The organism is Parabacteroides sp. AF17-3 (assembly GCF_003635445.1).
Classification (GTDB): domain Bacteria; phylum Bacteroidota; class Bacteroidia; order Bacteroidales; family Tannerellaceae; genus Parabacteroides; species Parabacteroides goldsteinii.
Genome location: NZ_QTMM01000003.1, coordinates 1 through 19,257, shown reverse-complemented (window position 1 = coordinate 19,257; position 19,257 = coordinate 1). Strand labels below are relative to the sequence as shown.

Below are 19,257 nucleotides of genomic sequence, written 5' to 3'. Positions count from 1 at the left end.
ATTAAAATTGAACATTCAAACCAAAAGAATACGTCCGGGCAAACGGATAAGACACTGATTTTTCAGACTCCGGATCCATACCCGGCACAAAATCAGAAACAGTAAACAAATTATTAGCAGAAAAATAGACACGGACTCTATCAAAACCCGCCGGTCTCAATATCTCACGCGGAATAGTATATCCGATCTGTAAATTCTTCATACGGAAATATCCGGCATTGATCATCCAGTAATCAGACTGCTGATAATTATGCGTTCCATCGTCCTTATTCAAAATACGCGGATATTTGGCTCCTGTATTTTCCGGTGTCCAGTAATCCAAATGATGTTCAAAGATAGAAGAATCATAAAACGGTCTGACAAAATTATCCATTATAACCCGATCTTTCTGCCCGATCCCTTGGAAGAACATATTCAAATCAAAGTTCTTGTAATCAAATCCCAGATTCACACCATACAAGAAATGCGGGTTCGGATCACCTATTACAACACGGTCGTTAGCATCGATCTTATTATCTCCATTCTGGTTTTTATAACGTATGTCACCGGCTGCCGTATTGGAATTCTGGAAAGGAGCATTGGCTACCTCTTCGTCAGACTGAAATAACCCCATAGATTCGTATCCGTAAATAGAATTAAACGGTAATCCGACTTCCGTATAGGTGTTGGATCCTTTCCACGGACCTGTATCTCCCAGATCGACAACTTCATTCCGGTTATCCGACAAGTTACCAGAAATGCTGTAACCAAAATCATTAATCCGGTCATTCCAGCTCAGAGACAGTTCCCATCCTTTATTACGGACTTCACCGACATTCATATTCGGTTTACCGAATCCATATTCTAACGGAACAGGCATTTCCAACAAAATATCTTTAGTATTCTTGATATAATATTCACCGGTAAAATTCAAACGGCTGTTTAACACCTTTACATCTAAACCCAAGTTTAACATGTCGGAATGTTCCCAAGTCAGTTCCTGATTTCCGATCGTCTTCAAAGAAGCAATCTGCTGATAAGTATTGTTCAGTATCAGACCTCCTGTAGAAATCAATGTATAACTCGGATAAAGTCCTAATCCGGTCGCACTACCTGTTTGTCCCCAGGATGCCCTGATCTTTAGATCATCCAGCCAGCTACGTATACCTTTCATAAACGATTCCTGAGAAATTCTCCATGCAGCAGCCACAGAAGGGAAAGTGGACCAACGGCTTCCTTTGGCGAAACGGGAAGAAGCATCCGAACGCATACTCAATGACAAAATATATTTATTATCATAATCATAATTAATACGACCGATAAACGAAGCCAACGCCCAGTGTTCACCATTTCCATCATTACTCCAGTTATCTTTCGGCCCTGGGTTCAATTCCCAGATAATATCAGTCGGATAACCGGAACGGGCACCTTTCAGCCAGTCGCTGTTCTCACTTTCCTGCTGATAACCTGCCAGGATATCCAGATTATGAATACCAAAACTCTTCTTATAATTCAACAATGCCTGCAAGTTATAATAAGCATTATAATCGCGACGATCTGAAAAACTATTCTCTCCGTTTTCAAAAACCTCCTGTGTAAAATAGTTTTTATAAAATACTTTACGGGCTCTGGATTCTTCATTTTTGAAAGTATATTTCACATTAGCTATTCCGGTAAACTTCAATCCGTCAATAATTTCATAATCCAGCTTGAAAATACCTGAAGCTTCATGCCTGTTCGTATATTTCTGCCCACCTTCATAAAGGGGAACCAATGGGTTTGTAAAGAATCCGGGATTATATCCGTATGAACCATCCGTATAATAGGCAACCATTGTCGGATCGGCCTGAATCAACTGTTTATAAATATCTTCCTGATTATTCAAGGCATCCATATCCCTCAGTTGATAACGTATATCAAAAGAGATACCAAACTTTTTGGTGATCGAAATATCCGTACTCGAACGCACATTGAATACATTCTGTTGAGTATTCGGGAAAATGCCAGTCTGATGATCTATACCCGCACTTACCAGATATCTCACTTTTTCCGTACCACCGGAAGCCTCCAGACCATGACGCGTCGTAACGCTGTTCTGTATCGCCAAATCCAACCAGTTTGTGTTCGGATAACGATTCAGATCCGTACCGTTGGCAAACTTTGAAATATCTTCATCGGTATAAATCGGAGCACGTCCCATATTTCTCTCCGCCTCATTCTTTATTCTTGCATATTCCGCTGAACTGATCGACTGCGGCATATACATCGGCGTATTAACTCCCACCGAGCCGTTATAACGGAAAGTTGGTTTACCCATCTTACCGCGTTTTGTGGTTATCAGCAATACACCATTTGCGGCCCGTGAACCATAAATAGCCGAAGATGCTGCATCTTTCAGTACATTAATACTCTCAATATCTTCCGGATTCAAGAAGTTAAAATCGGCAGGAACTCCATCGACCAACACCAAAGGTTCAGAAGAATTATCCGACTTCAAAACGGAAGATCCGCGCAGTTGAAGTTTAGGGGATTCACCCGGGGCACCTTTTGCCGTTACACTCAAGCCCGGAATCTGCCCTTGCAGAGCTTCACCGACCGTCTGGACAGGACGGTTCTGAAGAACATCCGACTTAATCGTTGTCACAGCCGTAGCAATATTTCCCTTCCGTTGTGTACCGTATCCCACGACCACTACTTCATCCAGGTTCTGTGCATCCTCTTTCAGTACAATGGACCAGTTTTTTCTATTTTTTACCGGAATTTGCTGTTCTACATAACCAATGTATGAAATCACTAAGATATCATTATCCGAAGGCACTTCCAAACTAAAGTTACCTTCCATATCCGTGATCGTACCAACTGTTGTACCTTTAATAAAGACATTGGCTCCGATTACCGACAAGCCACTTTCATCGGTTACCGCCCCTTTGACCAGTTTACCGGATTGCTGGGATACTGCGGCTTGTGTTTGTGAGTGTTTCGTCAAAACAACATATCCGTCATCAAAAACAAATGACACGCCGGTTCCATCGAATATTCTGTTCAGACAGTCGCCGACTGTGTTATTCCCTTTCTTTAAAGAAACCGTTCTGTTTGCGTCAATCTCCCCTTTATTATAAACAAACATATAACCAGTTTCCTTTTCAACCTGTTTGATAAAGTCTCCGATCGTCATACGAGTGTTTGCAATATTTACTTTTGCCGTCTGCGAACTTAAATCCGACGCATAAGATGCAAAAATGCAGACAAACAGTAATAATGTAGAAATTCTCATAATATTTAAAAACTTCTTTAAATGTTTTCTTTGATACAAAAAGATTGACAAAGCATATTTTTCCATACCTTTGTAAAATTAAATGTTTAATACTTTTTTCGACTAAGAGTGTTAGATGTATAGCAGACAGGTGCTGGAACACCTGTCTGCTTTTTTATATAAAAAAGCAGACAGGTGCTGGAACACCTGTCTGCTTTTTTATATAAAAAAGGCTTCTTATTTCTTTTAAATCATAGGCATCTTATTTTAAGGTTACACATATTTTCAGATTCTATTAAGTTAAACCCATCAGATCAAAAACGCCACTATAACCGGCAACAAATTAAACATAATTTAACAAACAAGCCATATTTCCAGCGTTTAACTTTGATTACTCGCCGATCTTCTTCATGACTTTGTTTTGCATTACACAAGTATTGTTAAGGTCATACGAATGGCCGTCATAGACAATGCCACGACTCTGTAACAGATATTTTCGATATCAGAGTATTTATTGTAAAACAATCAGATTACGCTCATCATCCTTTGTATAAGTGAACGGATATACTATCTGTAATTTCCGCAAAACGCTTTCCACTCCATCCCTTTGTCTGAATTTTCCGGTATAACGGTAGTTACCCAGTTTCGTGTTTTTCACAACAATCGACACATCATAAAACAACTCCAGTTTCTTAATAATATCTGTTAACGACATATCATCAAAAACAAATACGCCCTCTCTCCACGACAGAAAATCGGTATTCTCAAATAAGGCAACTTCCGATGAAGAATCCGACACTATAATTTGCTGTTGCGGACGTAGTGAAAAAGTACGATTCCGGTCGTTTGCACAAGAAATGGAAACCGCTCCCTCAACCAAAGAGGTAACAAAATACTTTTCCGCCTCATAAGCGCTCACATTGAATTTTGTTCCGGTTACCTGTATATCCATTTTGCTTGTCCTGACAACAAAAGGTTTCTCCTTATTCTTTTCTACTTCAAAAAAGGCTTCTCCATGCAACTCTACCTCCCGTTGCTTCAAATCAAAACGTTCGGGATAGCGCAATGTTGAATTGGCATTCAACCAAACTTCCGTACCGTCGGCCAGCAATACCCTGGCACGCTGACCGGGCGGGGTTGAAAACTCCTGGTAACGGGCAAGTTCTTCGCCTCTTCCTCCCATATTTGTCATTAATAAATAAGTTGACAAAACAGAGAACACCATGATAGCCGCATAACCGGCTATTTTCCGCATATTAAATAAGAATGTGCGTTTTTTCCTCAAATGAACAAACGACCGGTATTGCATATCAGAAGCAGGATGCTCCTCCCGGACTATAGAAACAAGTGCCGACAGATTTTGTATATCGGCTGCTTCTTTCTTTAGTTCTGTATTTTCTTTTAATAACAGAAAAAGAGTTTGCTTTTCTTCTGATGAAATATCTCCTGTCAAATATTTAGATAACAGATCATGCATATTTTCTTCCATTTATAAAGTTAAACCCTTACCGGGAGACAGACCACTATAAAGCAGTTCAAAATAAACATTAATTAACCAAGAACAAAAGCAAGGGCAAGTAATCTTTCAGTTCTACACGTAGCTTTTTCAATGCTGTAACAATATGGTTTTCAACTGTATTTACAGATATTCCTAACTCTTCTGATATTTCTTTATACTTTAATCCCTCGATACGGCTTTTTATAAACACCTCCCGGCAACGTTCCGGCAATGTATCCAAAGCCCGCTGAATGATCTCCTGCAACTCCTTTTCCGAATGATATGAATACTCCATCGATTCCAAAGCATATAGTTTGAAACCCAATTCTTCTTTCATCTGAGCATTATATTCCTCTTCTATAAGTTTATGTCTCAAGAAATTAAGGCATCTGTTTTTAACCAGGGTAAACAAATAGGTAGTAAGTGTACAGGACAATTCAAGTTCATCTTTTTTCTCCCAAAGTACCAAAAAGACATCCTGCACTATATTTTCCACATCCTCATTTGCCGATATGTAATTCTTAGCAAATGCAAACATCTTCGGATAGTACAGCTTATATATTTTTTCAAATGTATCTTGGGGATAAACCATATCTAATTCTGCAAATTCTATACTTTAGCAAAAGTAACATATTATTCTAACTTTTAAACAATCGGGCAAGATTTATCACTTTTCTTTCCATTCCCATATGAATTTCAGGAACACTTTGTCAACACAACCTAGTCACTTTACTGATTGTTTCCCACTGCAATGGGGATTATTCCCCACGTAATAAAAAAATATGGGGAATTTAAACTGGGAAAAGAAACACAGATGATAGAAGTTACGGAACAAAAACAACCGGGACAAACACCTTAGCCGTATCCACCTGCCAGTCCGGTCCTTTTTCAATCAGACGGAGGGCTTCCTTATCGGCCGATTCACACAGGCTTTGTTTTACTTTCAAATCGACAGGGCGTCCTTTTTTATTGATATAGAATTCAACAACGACTGTTCCGCTCACTCCTTTGCAAAGGGAATCCTGCGGATGGATAAGTTCCTTTTTCAGATATTCGCGATAGGCTTCTTCGCCGATTACCGGCTGAGGTATATGCCGGGGCATCGAACGGGTTAAGGCCTTAGCTGCTACAGGAGCTTCCTCTTCCGCAACTATATCGGCTACAGCGACATCTTCACAAGGTGCGGAATAAACTTCTACCTGGGCTACGGAGGCTGCTGCAACAGCAGGAGCCGGTGGCTGAGGGATACCTTCAGAGACCTTCGCTTTGGCCTCCCCTGCTCCCGAAGCGCTTTCATGTTCTTGCATAGAATCGGCTGCAATACCCGCCAACGGTGCTTGTTGTAACGGAGCCGCCTGTTCCTCCATAACAACCGCCAGCGGTGACTGTGACGGCATACCTAATTGTCTGTCCAGCCAAAAATAACTACCGAAACCTAAACAAATCAACAGGCTGGCAGCAATACTCCATTTCGTTATGCTGTCGCGGTGCGAACGGGTACGGCGGGAAATCCGGCGGCGCATCTCTTCAATACTTTCCACGTGATTACCCTCTACGGTCTGGAAACCGTCGAGCGCATCCGACAGGAAAGGATCTTTCATCGCCTCTTTTTCCAGGCGATGGGCTTCCTTGCCTTTTCGTGAGCCTTGTATGTATTGCATCAGACTTTTCATTGTGCCATTCTCTTTTCTATGCAACTTTTCAGATTGCGTTTGCCATTCTGAATATAACTTTTTACACTTTTCAGCTGATATCCGGTCTGTTCCATGATATCGGCGTACGACATTTCTTCCATAAAGAAAGAGAGGATACAACGTTGCTGCGGTTCGGGCAGTTTCTCCATGCAATGCTTGAGGGCTGCCGTACGGGCATCGTCGCTTGTTTCTTCCTTATCTAATAGATGCAAAATATCGTACGTTTCCACAAATTGTTGGTCAAAATCAGTTGCTATCTCCAGATTTTCTTTCCGGAGCAACTGGAAACAATAGTTCTTCGCCACACTGTAAATCCAGGTTCTGAATTCCCGTATCTCGTAACGTGACAGTTTAGGCAACAAGTCTTCAAATAATTGCATCACAGCATCCTGTGCCTTGACCTCTTCCTGCAAGTATTTCAGACACAAACCGTAAATCAACGGGATATAACGGTTATACAATTCACCGAAATAATCACTTTCCCCGGTTTCCTTATATAATCGTACCAACTCACTGTCGGAATAACTCGATATGTTACGTCTGAAAAATAGCAATTTGTCCCTGTTTTTTCTACAAATATAAACTTTAAATCTAAATGATTACAATAAAAGCAAAAATCCCGATTATCTACACCCGACTTAATTATTACGACGATATTCAGTCGGTGTCATCCCGTAACTCTGTTTAAAAGCCGTACTAAAATAACGAGCGCTGGAAAAACCGGCACGATCTGCAACCTCCTGAATACTCATTTCTTTATGAGAGGAAAGCAGGCGGGTTGCCTCGACCATCCGGAACCTGATCACATAATCGCCAATTGAAATATCCGACAAATGGCAAAACTTGCTGTAAAGCGTCGTACGGCTCATAGCCATCCCTGAAGCAATAAAAGCTACATTCAAATCCGGATTAGTCAGATTCTCACGAATCAACGTATTCAATTTTTGCATAAACTGTTCATCCGCATTACTTACAGCATCCTCTTTAGGAGAGAACAGACAACCGGACTCCCGATAACGTGCACGAAGCTGATCGCGTTGTTTCAATATATTCTGCAAAATTACTAACAAAGAATCTACATCAAACGGCTTTGCCAGGTATATATCCGCACCAGACTTATACCCTTCGAGCGAACTCGCCTGATCTGCTCGGGCTGTAAGTAAAACGACAGGTATATGACTAACTGTCACATCGTTTTTGATCCGGCGACACAGTTCATAGCCATCTGTCCGAGGCATCATCACATCACTCACTATAATATCCGGCTGATATTGCCCCAAAAGTTCCCATGCTTCTTCTCCGTCTGCTGCCACATAAACTTCTTTAAACTCAGCCTGCAAAACACCGGACAGATAGTTGCGTAAATCTGTTTCATCTTCGGCCACTAGTAAGGTGTATTTCGCAAGCGATATATCGGCTTGCCCTACCCCAGCATTCTCTGCCGTCACACCGGCATTCTCCAGATCAAAACCGACTACCTCACTCGACTCTCCCGAGACAAAGGCCTGTTCCAGCGGTAGATCGAAATAGAAAGTCGCACCACCGTCTTCATTATTATAAGCCCCAATATTACCTCCATGCAACTCCACTAATTTACGAGCATAAGCCAATCCGATTCCACTACCTTTACGATCATGGTCACCTTGATAAAAACGGGAAAAAAGACGGTCCATATCTACATGTTCCAATCCAATACCTTGGTCAGCAAGAGAAATACGCACATTTGTTCCTATGCGTTCTGTACAAATAACTAATAGAGTATTCGGTCCGCTGAACTTCATCGCGTTTATCAATAAGTTAGATAAAACGACACGACATTTAGAAGCATCGAAGGGGACTTTCTCCACTGAAGTATCCAACTTGAATTCCAAGCTAATTCCACGAGCTTCAAATTCCGGAATGAAATCATCCGTTACCGACCGTATCCAATCATTGAGATTGTAAAAACAGATATCCATGACATCACCGTTCGTGTCCGATTTTTGGGCATCGAGCACCATATCTACTATTTCCCGCATCCGGCTGGTCTGCAACAACAAGCCGTTCAATTGGCGAGACACATCTTCATCCGTCACTTTTCCGGATTTCAACAAACGTTTAAGTGGGGCATAAATCAAGGTCAGTGGCGTACGCAGTTCATGACTGATATTAACCATAAAGCGAACTTTCTCCTCATAGAACTTACGTTCATGTTCTTTCATCGCCCAAGCAAGTTCGCGCTCCTTCTTCTCCATTATCAAACGGATACCCCATCCGGTTATTATCAGAACTACGGCAATCATTAATGCTATAAACCATACCCGCTGCCACAAAGGAGGAACCACATTAACGGTTAATAATTTCAATGGTACACTCCAATCTCCGTTCCTCTTCCCATACGAAACCCATAATTCATAATTACCAGGAGTAAGAGCCGGAAACGAAAATGCATGGCTGGAAGTCTCCAATAGTTCCTCACGATCCCCCTTAATGGCAAAACGGAACAATTTTTTCCGCATCAAATCCTTCTCTTTTACGATGACACTCAGTCCCAGAGAAGCATAATCCCATGGGACGGAAATGACTTGTTCTCCAAATATGCCGTCCGGATGAATTGGCGAACCATCCAAAGCCAGATTGATCAAACTGACGGAAAAATCTTCTTCCTTTTGGAATTCCTGATCAGGTCGTATTCTTACAACTCCATCCACACCTGCAATATAAATATCTCCGGAAGAGGTTTTTAAAGCCGGCTGCGGTAAAAACTCACGTGTAAAAACACCATCGGATTCTCCGAAAACGATCACACGTTCCTCCTGAGAAACATACGCATATAACCCTTCATGAGTACTCACCCAAAGACGATCATAAGTATCGAAAGCTAAAGACGTAATCCCGATAAAACGCTTCGTATCAACAGTATCTATCTTTTGTGTAATGCGGTCATATACATATAATCCGGAAGAAGTCCCCAACCAAAAACGTTTATTTTTATCTTGTTTTACCGAAATAATTGTTCCGAATTCTTCCTTTGTCACGAATAGCGGACGTAACTGTTTATGCGGAAAGTCCAACACATATATAGCCTTAGAAGAACTTATGTAACACGAATCGCCAGAAACAAAACAAGGAGCTAAAAAATTATGAGGTATCATATCTTCCGGCAAAGATTCGAATTGTTGTTTTTTTATGTCATACACACAAAAATAATTATCTGTTAAAAGGTAAAAACGGTTTTCATCCACACGATACAAACGAACCGCATTCCCTAGCAGAAATAAATCATTTCGAACATTCCCCCAGTTTAACCGAAACTCCCGGCATTCTCCGGTCGTTTTATTAAAAAGACAAAGGCCGACACCAAATAAAGACAACAACAATTCCGAGTCACTATAGGGCATAATGGAAACAATTTTCATATCCGATGTTTTAGGATATTTCTGAAACATTTCCTTTACCGGATCAAACAAATTAAGACCACCACCATCTGTTCCCATCCAGATTTTCCCGTCCGTATCTTCATACATGGAAGTAACCGACTGGAAACTTAATCCATAAGACACCCCGGGAGGAGCATCCCGATAGGTAGTCATAAAAACGGGTTTGATTCCTATCAGTCCCCCCCGGATACTACCAGCCCATATGTTATCTTCATCATCAATGTAAAGACTGGCAAAAGAATTTACCGGAAGAGAGTGATGATCGCCAGGCAGATGCATGATAGCTTTCACAGACTTATTCTTGTAATTATAAATATTGATACCTCCTCCATCTGTCGCCAGCCAAAGTTCACCATCTTTTTCCCGCATATCCTGTACGATATTATGAGTCAACCTGTCTGGTGCTTCCAGATGTTCCAATAGCTCTCCGTCATAACTATAGCAATATACACCTTTATTATAAACTGCCACCCAAATCCTCTGCTGTGAATCCAGATACATGGAAGAAATATTCTTTTCTTGAATAAACGAGACCTGCTCTATCTCTCCGGTATCCAGATAATACCACCAAAGCCCACTTCCCAAAGAAGAAAACAAAACCTTCCTATTCTCTTTATTATACAAAAAAGCATAATTGGGTAATAAATCAGGTAACTGCCCCTTTTCCGGACATTTAAAAATCCTTTTTTCTGCATAGGAATAACAAAATCCCCCTTTCTTTCCTAAAAAATAGATTCCATCCGGCATAAGAAAACAACAAGTTACAACCACCGGTTCACCATCTATTTTCTGACGTATAAATTTTTGGGTATCACGATCGAAATAAGCGAGTCCGCGACTGGTTCCAACCCAAATATGTCTTTCCGCATCTTCTTCCAGAAAAACGATGTCATTATAAGGGAGAGAATGCGGATTGTCTTTTTCCTCCTGATAAACCGTTACCTTTTCCCTGTCAAAACGATTTAACCCGAAGCGGGTACCGATCCATATAACGCCCCTGTCATCTACCAATACACACTTTACAGAAGACTGCGATAATCCGTCCTGTAAAGAAATCTGTTTAAAATAATATTTGGGGGTTGCACAAAGCCCCCCCGTTAAGAATATAAAAAACAATAATAGATTTAATTGTGAATACTTCCCTAATATTTGCATAACTATATATCACCCATTGTTCGACAAAAATACAAAATCGTCCGAAATACAATACCTATATAGCATAAAAAAACGATTCCTGAATTTTCCAGAACGATATCGAACATAGGGAAATACCCCAAAAGCATAGATTTGTAACAGGTAAAATTAAACAAAAAGTGTACTATTAAAAGTTTTTTATGTTACTCAGAGTTGGTATATATTCTATTTTTTTGATTATGATGCTCGTTAAATGCATCTTACCGGACGAAAAGCCGGAAATCATTCCTTTACCTCAACAGAGTGTATTAGATAAGGGGGATTTTGTATTCGATCCAACAACCCTTATTAGTGTCGAAAATGAAAAACAGGCTATGATTGCCCAAGAATTGACCGGTATATTTAATCAAGCAGCCGGATTCAGTCCTCAAATAGCGATACAAGAAAAACAGGCTGATATCATATTCCGTACAGACATGAGTTTGTCGGCAGAACATTATAAACTAAACATCAGTCCATCCTGTATTCTGGTAGAAGCTTCAGGAAACAAAGGATTTTTTTACGCGATACAAACTTTGCGCTTTCTGCTTCCTCCGGCAATAAACAGCCAAACACCGGTAAAAAACATTCAATGGAATGTTCCGGGAATGACTATACATGACGGTCCCCGATATAACAATCGGACAATAGTACTACACACACCTTTCAATCTCATCCCAAAGAATAATCTCGAACAATTGATCGATTGTATGGCCATGTTAAAAATAAACCGACTTCATTTTATACAAGAACCTTACGATAGAACACCGGAAATACAGCAGGGATTAGAAAACATGACTTCATATGCCCATTCTAAAAAGATTACGATTTCAAGCGGAATGACGCGATCAGATGGCATTATATCCAATCTTCCTTTCTATCTGGAACAAATCATCCGAAAATCCAATATCAGCGATTCCAAGGACGACAGAAAACTATTATTTAAACATTTAGCCTCTATTGCCGAAAAAAGCTGGTCAAATCCTCTAGAAGCAGAAGGCAATAAAAATTCCAAAAGAGTGGAAATGCTCGCTTTATATAGGAAGCAAGACTTTATAACGGTAGAAAAAAAATAATAGTAACACGTAACTTATTTATCCTTATCATATCTATTTGCCTATGTAGCAGTGCTGATGAGAAAAATTGTCAAGCGTCTCACCAGCTTTCAGGTCGTGCCCTTTTTTAAAACGTCCAAACAGTGTTCACGCGAAACCTGTTAAACATTCACAAATATCCCTATCGATTTTAACACAAAATATCCTCGTCTTACCTCCGTATTAGCTCCGTTGAACCTCCGTTAAAGGTCCGTTTAACCTCCACTCCTTACGATTGGGGGTAAAAGGGAGGTAATTCTTTAACAAATGGGCCGTTTTTCGGCAGTCTATGTTAATGCGATTTTAACACGATTTTTTTCGCGGTTGTTATAAGGAGTGAAGAGGTGGTGTGTATAAGAAGATGGTTTCACTCACAATATTAAAAAAACACAAGAAATATTTGCACATAAAAAAACAATCATGATATTTGCAATATCAAAATGAAACAAATAAATTTTTTCATAGTTAAGGTTTTGGTTAATTTGTAAAGGTCTCATTTATGAAAATGGGCCTTTATTTTTTATCTGCGAATTAAAATCTTATGCCGTTCGATGACAGCATTATCTTTCAATATAACCAGATAATAAATACCTTTATCCAAAGAAGAGATGTCGATATTTGTATCATTCGTTGCAGAAAGTATTGTCGAGAATTTCAAAGAAGTATCGCTATAGATATGCACCTTTACAGTCGATGAATAGAGGGTTGAAAATAGGGATGGTAGAATTTCACTTTCCATATCTTGTATTTGCGGTGTAAAAGTCAACTGCGTACAAGCCGGATTCATATAAACCGAATAATAATTACCTGTAACGGTTATCGTTTTGGAATTCATGCCGCTTGTCACAGAACCATCGCGTACATACATTTCGATGCGGTAAGTACCCGGTTCTGTGAACCTGAAAGCCGGTTGCATATCAACAAAAGAAGCGTTATTATAAGTATTTACCCGAATCCATTCTCCGGCTTGCCCGGTAGAGCTAAGTTTCGAATATCCCCAATCGTACGTAAGTCTGTTGTTTGCCAAAATCCCATCTCCCCATTGCGGATCGGCAAAGAAGTTATAGGTAGTTCCTACCCGGTAATTCTCCATTAACGATTGTTGCAAACAGGAGATATCGAAAGGGGGAAGACCGATAAGAATGTCGCGTGTCAATGTAATAGGGATACCAAAATTATTTATTACGGAAGTCAGTTTGACCTGTCCAGAAGCTGTACCTTGACGAATTACCCGTCCGGAAGAATTAATCGTTGCAATACCTCTATTGGAAATATTCCAGCTAGCATTTATTGACGGACAAAATAATCCGGAAAAACCATAATTCCCTTCTGTATGAATAATATCATTTCCAGTAATGGTAGGCATACCGATACCTGTTTGTTGACGAATCCATTCACGATAATAACCGACATTGGCATAACCACTGGGGTGACTTTGCTGATCCGTTTTAGCACTGAAACTCACTACTCCAGCAAGAATTCTTCCGTACTTTTCAGAAGATACAGTTAAAGGGCCACCACTATCTCCACTTAAATGCATCGTCTGAGAAGCGGCTGCAAACAATTGCCATGGTCCGGAATTTGAAAATCTAACTGAACTATGTGTATAAGGTATTAAAGATACAGTTGTAGCTTTTAAAATCTCACTAAGACTATTTTTCACATCTACAGAAGTATTTCCCCATCCAGAAACAATAGCTTCCCCCGAAGTCAATCCCACCATATCAGACAAGACAATGGGTTGACAAGTGGAAGAAAATGGCAATGGAGAAGATAAATGAACCAGTGCGATATCATTTTTCAATGATGAGCTATTGTATTCCGGATGTACGATAATTTGATTAACAAATGCAGAATAACCATTTATCCACTTACTTGAGCCATATCGAATTTCCAATTCATTCATTCCTACTGTTTGTTCTGTATCTTTTAAACAAACAACATGCGCTGCCGTAAGAATCCATTGAGGCGCAATTATACACCCTCCCCCACTAAAAATATAATTTTTACACACAGCTACCTGAAAAGGTCGTTCTGTTATACTAATTTCATTTCCTCCAATAATACGTTGTTGAGCATATCCTTCAAATGCTAGCAACAAAACTAATGCCAAAATCAAATTTTTCATACTATTACTTGTCTTAATGTATTTCTTTCAAATAAGCTTTTCGAAGATTAGAAGTAGTATACACTCCCATATGAGAAGACCCAATAATATTAGCTAACAGTACTTCTCTACCATCACAAGTGACAGTCCTTATTCTCCCTCTAACGTCCGTTAAATCAATAGTCATAACTAGTTTTTCTCCTTGGCGTATTTCCTTTCCACCGAGTTTTATATAATCAGCTTTGTTTATACCGAATACATATTGAGCATAATGACGTAAACGGTTATCTATTTGATGAGATTCATCCCAATCAACCTCACCATCTTTATTTAGATCAGCTAAAATATGATATACATAATTTTCCCAATCTTTGTATTCTTCCCTAGAAATTTCTCCATCACCGTCTTTGTCTGCTATTAGTCCAGGTATACTATACCATTCCTCGGCATCATCTGCGTAACAAAAAAACATGTATTCTGTATCATCGACTTCACAATAATAACTCATTTCATAAAAACAAGTTATTTCTTTCAGTTCTTCAATAGTTTGTTCCTTTCCATAAAAAAAAGGAATTTTCTGCCAACCATTACATTCTTCTTCACCGCACCCTGCCACCATTACCAACAACAGCAGGGAAAAAATAAGTTTCAATTGTTTCATGATCTATAATTTTATAATGTTTCTAACTACTTTGACAATGTTTCCAATATTTGTTTTCTTTTTATCTGTGAATCAAAACCTTATACTATCTGATCAACAAACATTATATTACCCTCTGTCCATCTACTTGAGCCATATCGAATTTTCAAATCTTCCACTCCAACCTTTTGTTCTGTATCATCAAAACAGACAACATGTGCAGCTGTAAGAATCCATTGAGGAGCTATTATACAACCGCCACCATAATAAGTATTTTCAATATCTTTTTTTTCAATATGAACCTGAAAAGGACGTTCTGTTATACTAATTTCATTTCCTCCAATAATACGTTGCTGAGCATACCCTTGTAATGTCAGTAACAAGGCTAATATTAAAATTAAATTCTTCATATCTTTTGCTATTTATGGATTGTTTTCAAATAAGCCTTTTTCACATGAGAACCCACATAAATTCCGAAATGAGACGACCATAACATATAACCTATCGTCGGTGCCACATCTCCACAATAATCAACCTTATAATAGCCTTTAACATTCGTCAAATCGACAGTCATTGTAACTTTTTGTCCCTGCTTCAGATCTTTTCCTCCCATTCGAATATAATCAGCCTTATTGATTGCAAATGTATATTCGGCATAATGGCGCTGAATATCACTTAACCTTTGTGATTCGGCTGCATCAATTATTCCATCTTGATTTTTATCCACCAATGTTCTAAGATAATCATTACAAGCAATACTTTCTTCGGAACTTATCTTGCCATCTCCATTTTTATCCTCAATTAATTCAGGAATACTAAACCACTCTTCTGCATCATACGAATAACAAAAAAACAAATACTCCACATCTTCCCCTTTACAATAATAAGTCCGTTCGTAAAAGCAAATTCGATCCACCAACGTTTCTGTCACATACTCTTCACCATCAAAAAAAGGTAATACCTTATTTTGGCACTCTTCTTCTTCACCGTACCCTGCCACCATTACCAACAATAGCAGAGAGAAAATAAGTTTCAACAGTTTCATGATCTATAATTTTTGTAATGTTTCTAACTACTTTGACAATGCCTCCAATATTTGTTTTCTGGTTTTACGAAAATGATCTCCATCGGTGTCATAAAGAGTCCAATGGAATACAGTCAAACGGCAAAGCTCTTTAGCCAGTTCGGGATCTTTCTTTTCCAACATCTTTAATAAAGTATAATCTGCAATTCCATCACGCATGGCTTCCAGACGAATTGAACCATACAGTTTGCCGTTATCCGGATAAACAATCCAACTGTCTCCTCCTGGTAAGGTATTTCCGCTTTCCATATTCATTGTAGTTGTTTCTTTATAAGGATCGTTATCGGAAAACCACTGATTGAATCCCCAATGCAAATAACCGGTTGCTCCGTATTTGTAATTAAGCCAATGAATCAAACGAGTTTTAATGAGAGGCTGCTCCAAGAAGCGATTGACAAAATCTCCCTGAGGAGCCAGGCAAGTATAAAACCATACTTCGTCACCTTTCCTCTGACGGTCGCAATAAAAGTCATAACCGTCTTTGTAGAAATTCAACTGTGGGACCCATATATCTAACGTATTTTCCAAATCATGTGAATGGCAAGCTTCGATAATTTTAATTTCCGGAGCCAGCTGCTTAATAAAACGAGCTATTTCTACGTAACTTTTTATGTTTGAACTAATAGGTTCGTCTGCAATATGTTGTGCATATATTTCTCCTACTTTCAGTTCTTTTAAATGGGACATCAAGCTAGGAATGAATTGCTTATAAAAATTTTGCGCATTTTTAGATGAAATCGGATATTGGATCATCTTTTTTTTCCCATCTTCATATTCAGGCACATAGGGTTCAAACTGGCTATCCCAATTACTGGAACGTCCTGCAATATGTCCTCCTTCGATCATTTTTAATACGCCTGCTTTTTTGAATATCGAAATTATTTTATCAAATTGCGTATAGTCAAATGAATAAATGCCATATTTTTCTATACATTCAATATATTGTAAAGGAGAAATCAGTATTACATTTGAATAGCATTCTTTTAGTTTCAAAGCTAATTTTTCAACCATATTCCAGTATTCTTGAGAATAAAGTTCTACTTCTTTTCCTCCATTAAATACCTTCATTTTATCAGAAGAGGTACTAAACCAATTGGTTACCCACAAGGAGGGTTCTTCCAAAACGACCGGATGCACTTTTATCCGGATCTCTTTTTCCAATTTGATTCGTTTGTTCCCTGCCCTTCCGGTTAAACGAAAAGTTGCCTTATAATTGCCGGGAGTAGTATTGGCCGGAACACTTGCTGTCAGCCAGATAGGTTGCGCTATATCCCGTGCGACATTCCATTGGTCTTTTTCAATGATAGGATCCGGATAATAATGGGAAAAAGAGGTTAGCGCATCTTTTGCCCGGTCAGGAGTCTGACGGCTTACCCTTACATAATCAACGAATCCTGAACGTACAGCCGGCAACGTCTTTCCTTGCTCATTTGTAAAAAGAGACACTTCGATTGACAACTCCTTCAACGTTTCAGAACTACGGACAACAAACTGAAATGTGGCATGTTCGCCTGCCGCCACTTCTTCTGTTTCGTTGTATTCCGGAAAAAAGTTTGATTCTCTAAATACTTTTAGAAAAGGATCTACTTGTGAAAAACTAACACAATCTCTAGTGTCTGAATCTTCCACACATGAAAAAAAAAGTATACAAAGCAGATAATAAGTAAAATGTTTCATATGTAAATAAATTGCGCTCCCTATCTCAAGAGAGCCGTTTAAACCATTAATAAATTGATTTTTTTAGAGTTCAGACAAAACAAAAGAGAGCACTTGTATAGATACAAATGCGGTTGGCTATTATCTTTGGGCATTTTATAATTTTACAACAGCTAAGAAAAAAAATTTCATACACGCGTTAAAGGACTCGCAGTCTTGACCGCTTAGCAGTTGAGATCAGTTTCATGAGCGACCTCTTGCTGTTTCTTACGACAACAAGCCAGTAAAAATCGACCTTCTCTATGTTTTTAACCTACTTCTGGGATTGGACCATCATCACGGCTGATTTTAACTTTATAGCCAAGTGCTTCCAGCTCTTTCTTCAAGTAATTTTTCCGTTTCTGCTCCATCCTTTGGTTGAGATATTCCGCACCGAGTTCCTTATACTCACAAGCCTCTTTCAGTACATGCCATACCGATTTCAGGATCGAGTGTCCTACTGCTACTAAAGCCCTCTTTTTCCCTCGACGGGCGGCTAAACGGTGATAACGTGCACTGTAAAAGGTGTTCTTGGTACGGGTGGCTGCCCACGCAGCCTCCGTGATTACGGCTTTCAACTGTTTGTTGCCATGGGTGGTTCTACCACTTTTTTTTTACCTGCGCTCTCGTTATTGCCAGGACAGACACCGGCCCACGAAGCCAGGTGCTTTTCGGTTGGAAAAGCTTCCATATCCACACCTATCTCTGCTATCAGGTCTTCAACCGTTTTCCGGCTAAGTCCGGGGATCTTCTGCAAGAGTTCCATCACATTCTCATAAGGAGATAAAACCTCTTTTATACGGCAGGTAAGGTCAGCTATGATGGCTTTCGTCTGTTCCATATCTTTACGGATGGTCTGCAACATATAGATGTGATGCGGTTCTATAAAGCCTTCACAAGCCTGATAAAGAAGTTCCGGACTGGCTTCAAGTTTTTTATGATAGATGCAAGTTATGTCATCCATTGTTACATGACCCTTATCGATCAACATATCTATCAGCTTGTTCGCCACGACTCCGTCCAGGCTGCACACCACGCTGGAAAGTTTGATGTTACAATCTTCCAGGATACGAACAATACGGTTTTTCTCAGAAGATACATGCTGGATCAACTTGTTACGGTAACGGGTTAAATCACGAAGCTCACGTTGTTCACGCTCCGGGATATAACTCGGTTTCAACAAACCTGCTAAAAGCAGTTTGCAAATCCAGGCACTATCCTTTTTATCCGTTTTGTGCCCGGGAACATACTTGATGTGCCGTGCGTTCACGATCCAGACTTTCATATCAGGACATTCAAGAATCTTATAAACCGGCTTCCAGTAAACACCGGTACTTTCCATGGCTACATGCGTAATGCCACTGGATAATAACCATTCTTTTAATTCTGTCAAAGAACTACTGAAGGTCTTGTAACTGCGGGTTTCAGTTTTGAGACCTTCGCCACTTATCGTAGCAACTACCATGTCCTTGTGGACATCTATTCCACAACCCCGGAGGATGACTTGTTCAAAAGGTACTGTTTTCATTGCATTCGTTTTTTCGAGTGAATGACACTAAAGTAAACAATACCCCCCTATTTACATTCTCTTGGACGAAATTTATTTCATGGATGTTTCATG

14 protein-coding genes are annotated in these 19,257 nt (G+C 39.5%); 1 reads left to right on the top strand and 13 read right to left on the bottom strand.

The window, feature by feature from the left end; translation table 11 throughout:
• Position 1: 1 nt before the first annotated feature.
• From DWW91_RS04595 to DWW91_RS04570, 6 genes are all read right to left on the bottom strand, one after another.
• Positions 2-3,253 carry a TonB-dependent receptor gene (locus DWW91_RS04595; RefSeq protein ID WP_233584411.1) on the bottom strand — a complete coding sequence of 1,084 codons (3,252 nt, stop codon included), beginning with the start codon at positions 3,251-3,253 and terminating at the stop codon, positions 2-4.
• A 490-nt stretch (positions 3,254-3,743) separates the two neighbouring features.
• The gene (locus tag DWW91_RS04590) at positions 3,744-4,709 is read right to left on the bottom strand and encodes a FecR family protein (RefSeq protein ID WP_010802111.1); all 966 of its coding nucleotides are present in this window, start codon (positions 4,707-4,709) and stop codon (positions 3,744-3,746) included.
• A 70-nt stretch (positions 4,710-4,779) separates the two neighbouring features.
• Positions 4,780-5,322 carry an RNA polymerase sigma-70 factor gene (locus DWW91_RS04585; RefSeq protein ID WP_007654600.1) on the bottom strand — a complete coding sequence of 181 codons (543 nt, stop codon included), beginning with the start codon at positions 5,320-5,322 and terminating at the stop codon, positions 4,780-4,782.
• A gap of 232 nt (positions 5,323-5,554) precedes the next feature.
• Positions 5,555-6,403 carry an energy transducer TonB gene (locus tag DWW91_RS04580; protein ID WP_122327098.1) on the bottom strand — a complete coding sequence of 283 codons (849 nt, stop codon included), beginning with the start codon at positions 6,401-6,403 and terminating at the stop codon, positions 5,555-5,557.
• Positions 6,400-6,978, bottom strand: a complete 579-nt coding sequence (locus tag DWW91_RS04575; protein WP_122327097.1) for an RNA polymerase sigma factor — start codon at positions 6,976-6,978, stop codon at positions 6,400-6,402. The genes DWW91_RS04580 and DWW91_RS04575 overlap by 4 nt, the downstream gene beginning before the upstream one ends.
• An 84-nt stretch (positions 6,979-7,062) precedes the next feature.
• Positions 7,063-10,998 (bottom strand): hybrid sensor histidine kinase/response regulator transcription factor, encoded by a 3,936-nt coding sequence (locus DWW91_RS04570; RefSeq protein WP_122327096.1) that lies wholly within the window; start codon positions 10,996-10,998, stop codon positions 7,063-7,065.
• A gap of 179 nt (positions 10,999-11,177) precedes the next feature.
• On the opposite strand from DWW91_RS04570, the gene DWW91_RS04565 reads away from it, so the two are divergent.
• Complete coding sequence (locus DWW91_RS04565) at positions 11,178-12,092, top strand: glycoside hydrolase family 20 zincin-like fold domain-containing protein (RefSeq protein WP_122327095.1); 915 nt, start codon at positions 11,178-11,180, stop codon at positions 12,090-12,092.
• Between the two features lie 538 nt (positions 12,093-12,630).
• Here DWW91_RS04565 and DWW91_RS04560 read toward each other — a convergent pair.
• From DWW91_RS04560 to DWW91_RS04535, 7 genes are all read right to left on the bottom strand, one after another.
• Positions 12,631-14,238, bottom strand: coding sequence for a trypsin-like serine protease (locus DWW91_RS04560; RefSeq protein WP_122327094.1), 1,608 nt, complete (start codon positions 14,236-14,238; stop codon positions 12,631-12,633).
• 13 nt (positions 14,239-14,251) lie between these two features.
• The gene (locus DWW91_RS04555; RefSeq protein WP_122327093.1) at positions 14,252-14,878 is read right to left on the bottom strand and encodes a hypothetical protein; all 627 of its coding nucleotides are present in this window, start codon (positions 14,876-14,878) and stop codon (positions 14,252-14,254) included.
• An 80-nt stretch (positions 14,879-14,958) separates the two neighbouring features.
• Positions 14,959-15,267: a trypsin-like serine protease gene (locus DWW91_RS04550; protein ID WP_007654613.1), complete on the bottom strand. Its 309-nt coding sequence runs from the start codon at positions 15,265-15,267 to the stop codon at positions 14,959-14,961.
• 8 nt (positions 15,268-15,275) lie between these two features.
• Positions 15,276-15,902, bottom strand: coding sequence for a hypothetical protein (locus DWW91_RS04545; RefSeq protein WP_122327092.1), 627 nt, complete (start codon positions 15,900-15,902; stop codon positions 15,276-15,278).
• A 27-nt stretch (positions 15,903-15,929) separates the two neighbouring features.
• The gene (locus DWW91_RS04540; RefSeq protein ID WP_233584409.1) at positions 15,930-17,570 is read right to left on the bottom strand and encodes a glycoside hydrolase domain-containing protein; all 1,641 of its coding nucleotides are present in this window, start codon (positions 17,568-17,570) and stop codon (positions 15,930-15,932) included.
• Positions 17,571-17,905: 335 nt separating this feature from the next.
• On the bottom strand, positions 17,906-18,214 hold the full coding sequence (locus DWW91_RS27795) for a hypothetical protein (RefSeq protein WP_007657317.1): 309 nt from the start codon (positions 18,212-18,214) through the stop codon (positions 17,906-17,908).
• On the bottom strand, positions 18,211-19,164 hold the full coding sequence (locus tag DWW91_RS04535) for an IS110 family transposase (protein WP_010800681.1): 954 nt from the start codon (positions 19,162-19,164) through the stop codon (positions 18,211-18,213). The genes DWW91_RS27795 and DWW91_RS04535 overlap by 4 nt, the downstream gene beginning before the upstream one ends.
• Positions 19,165-19,257: the final 93 nt, after the last annotated feature.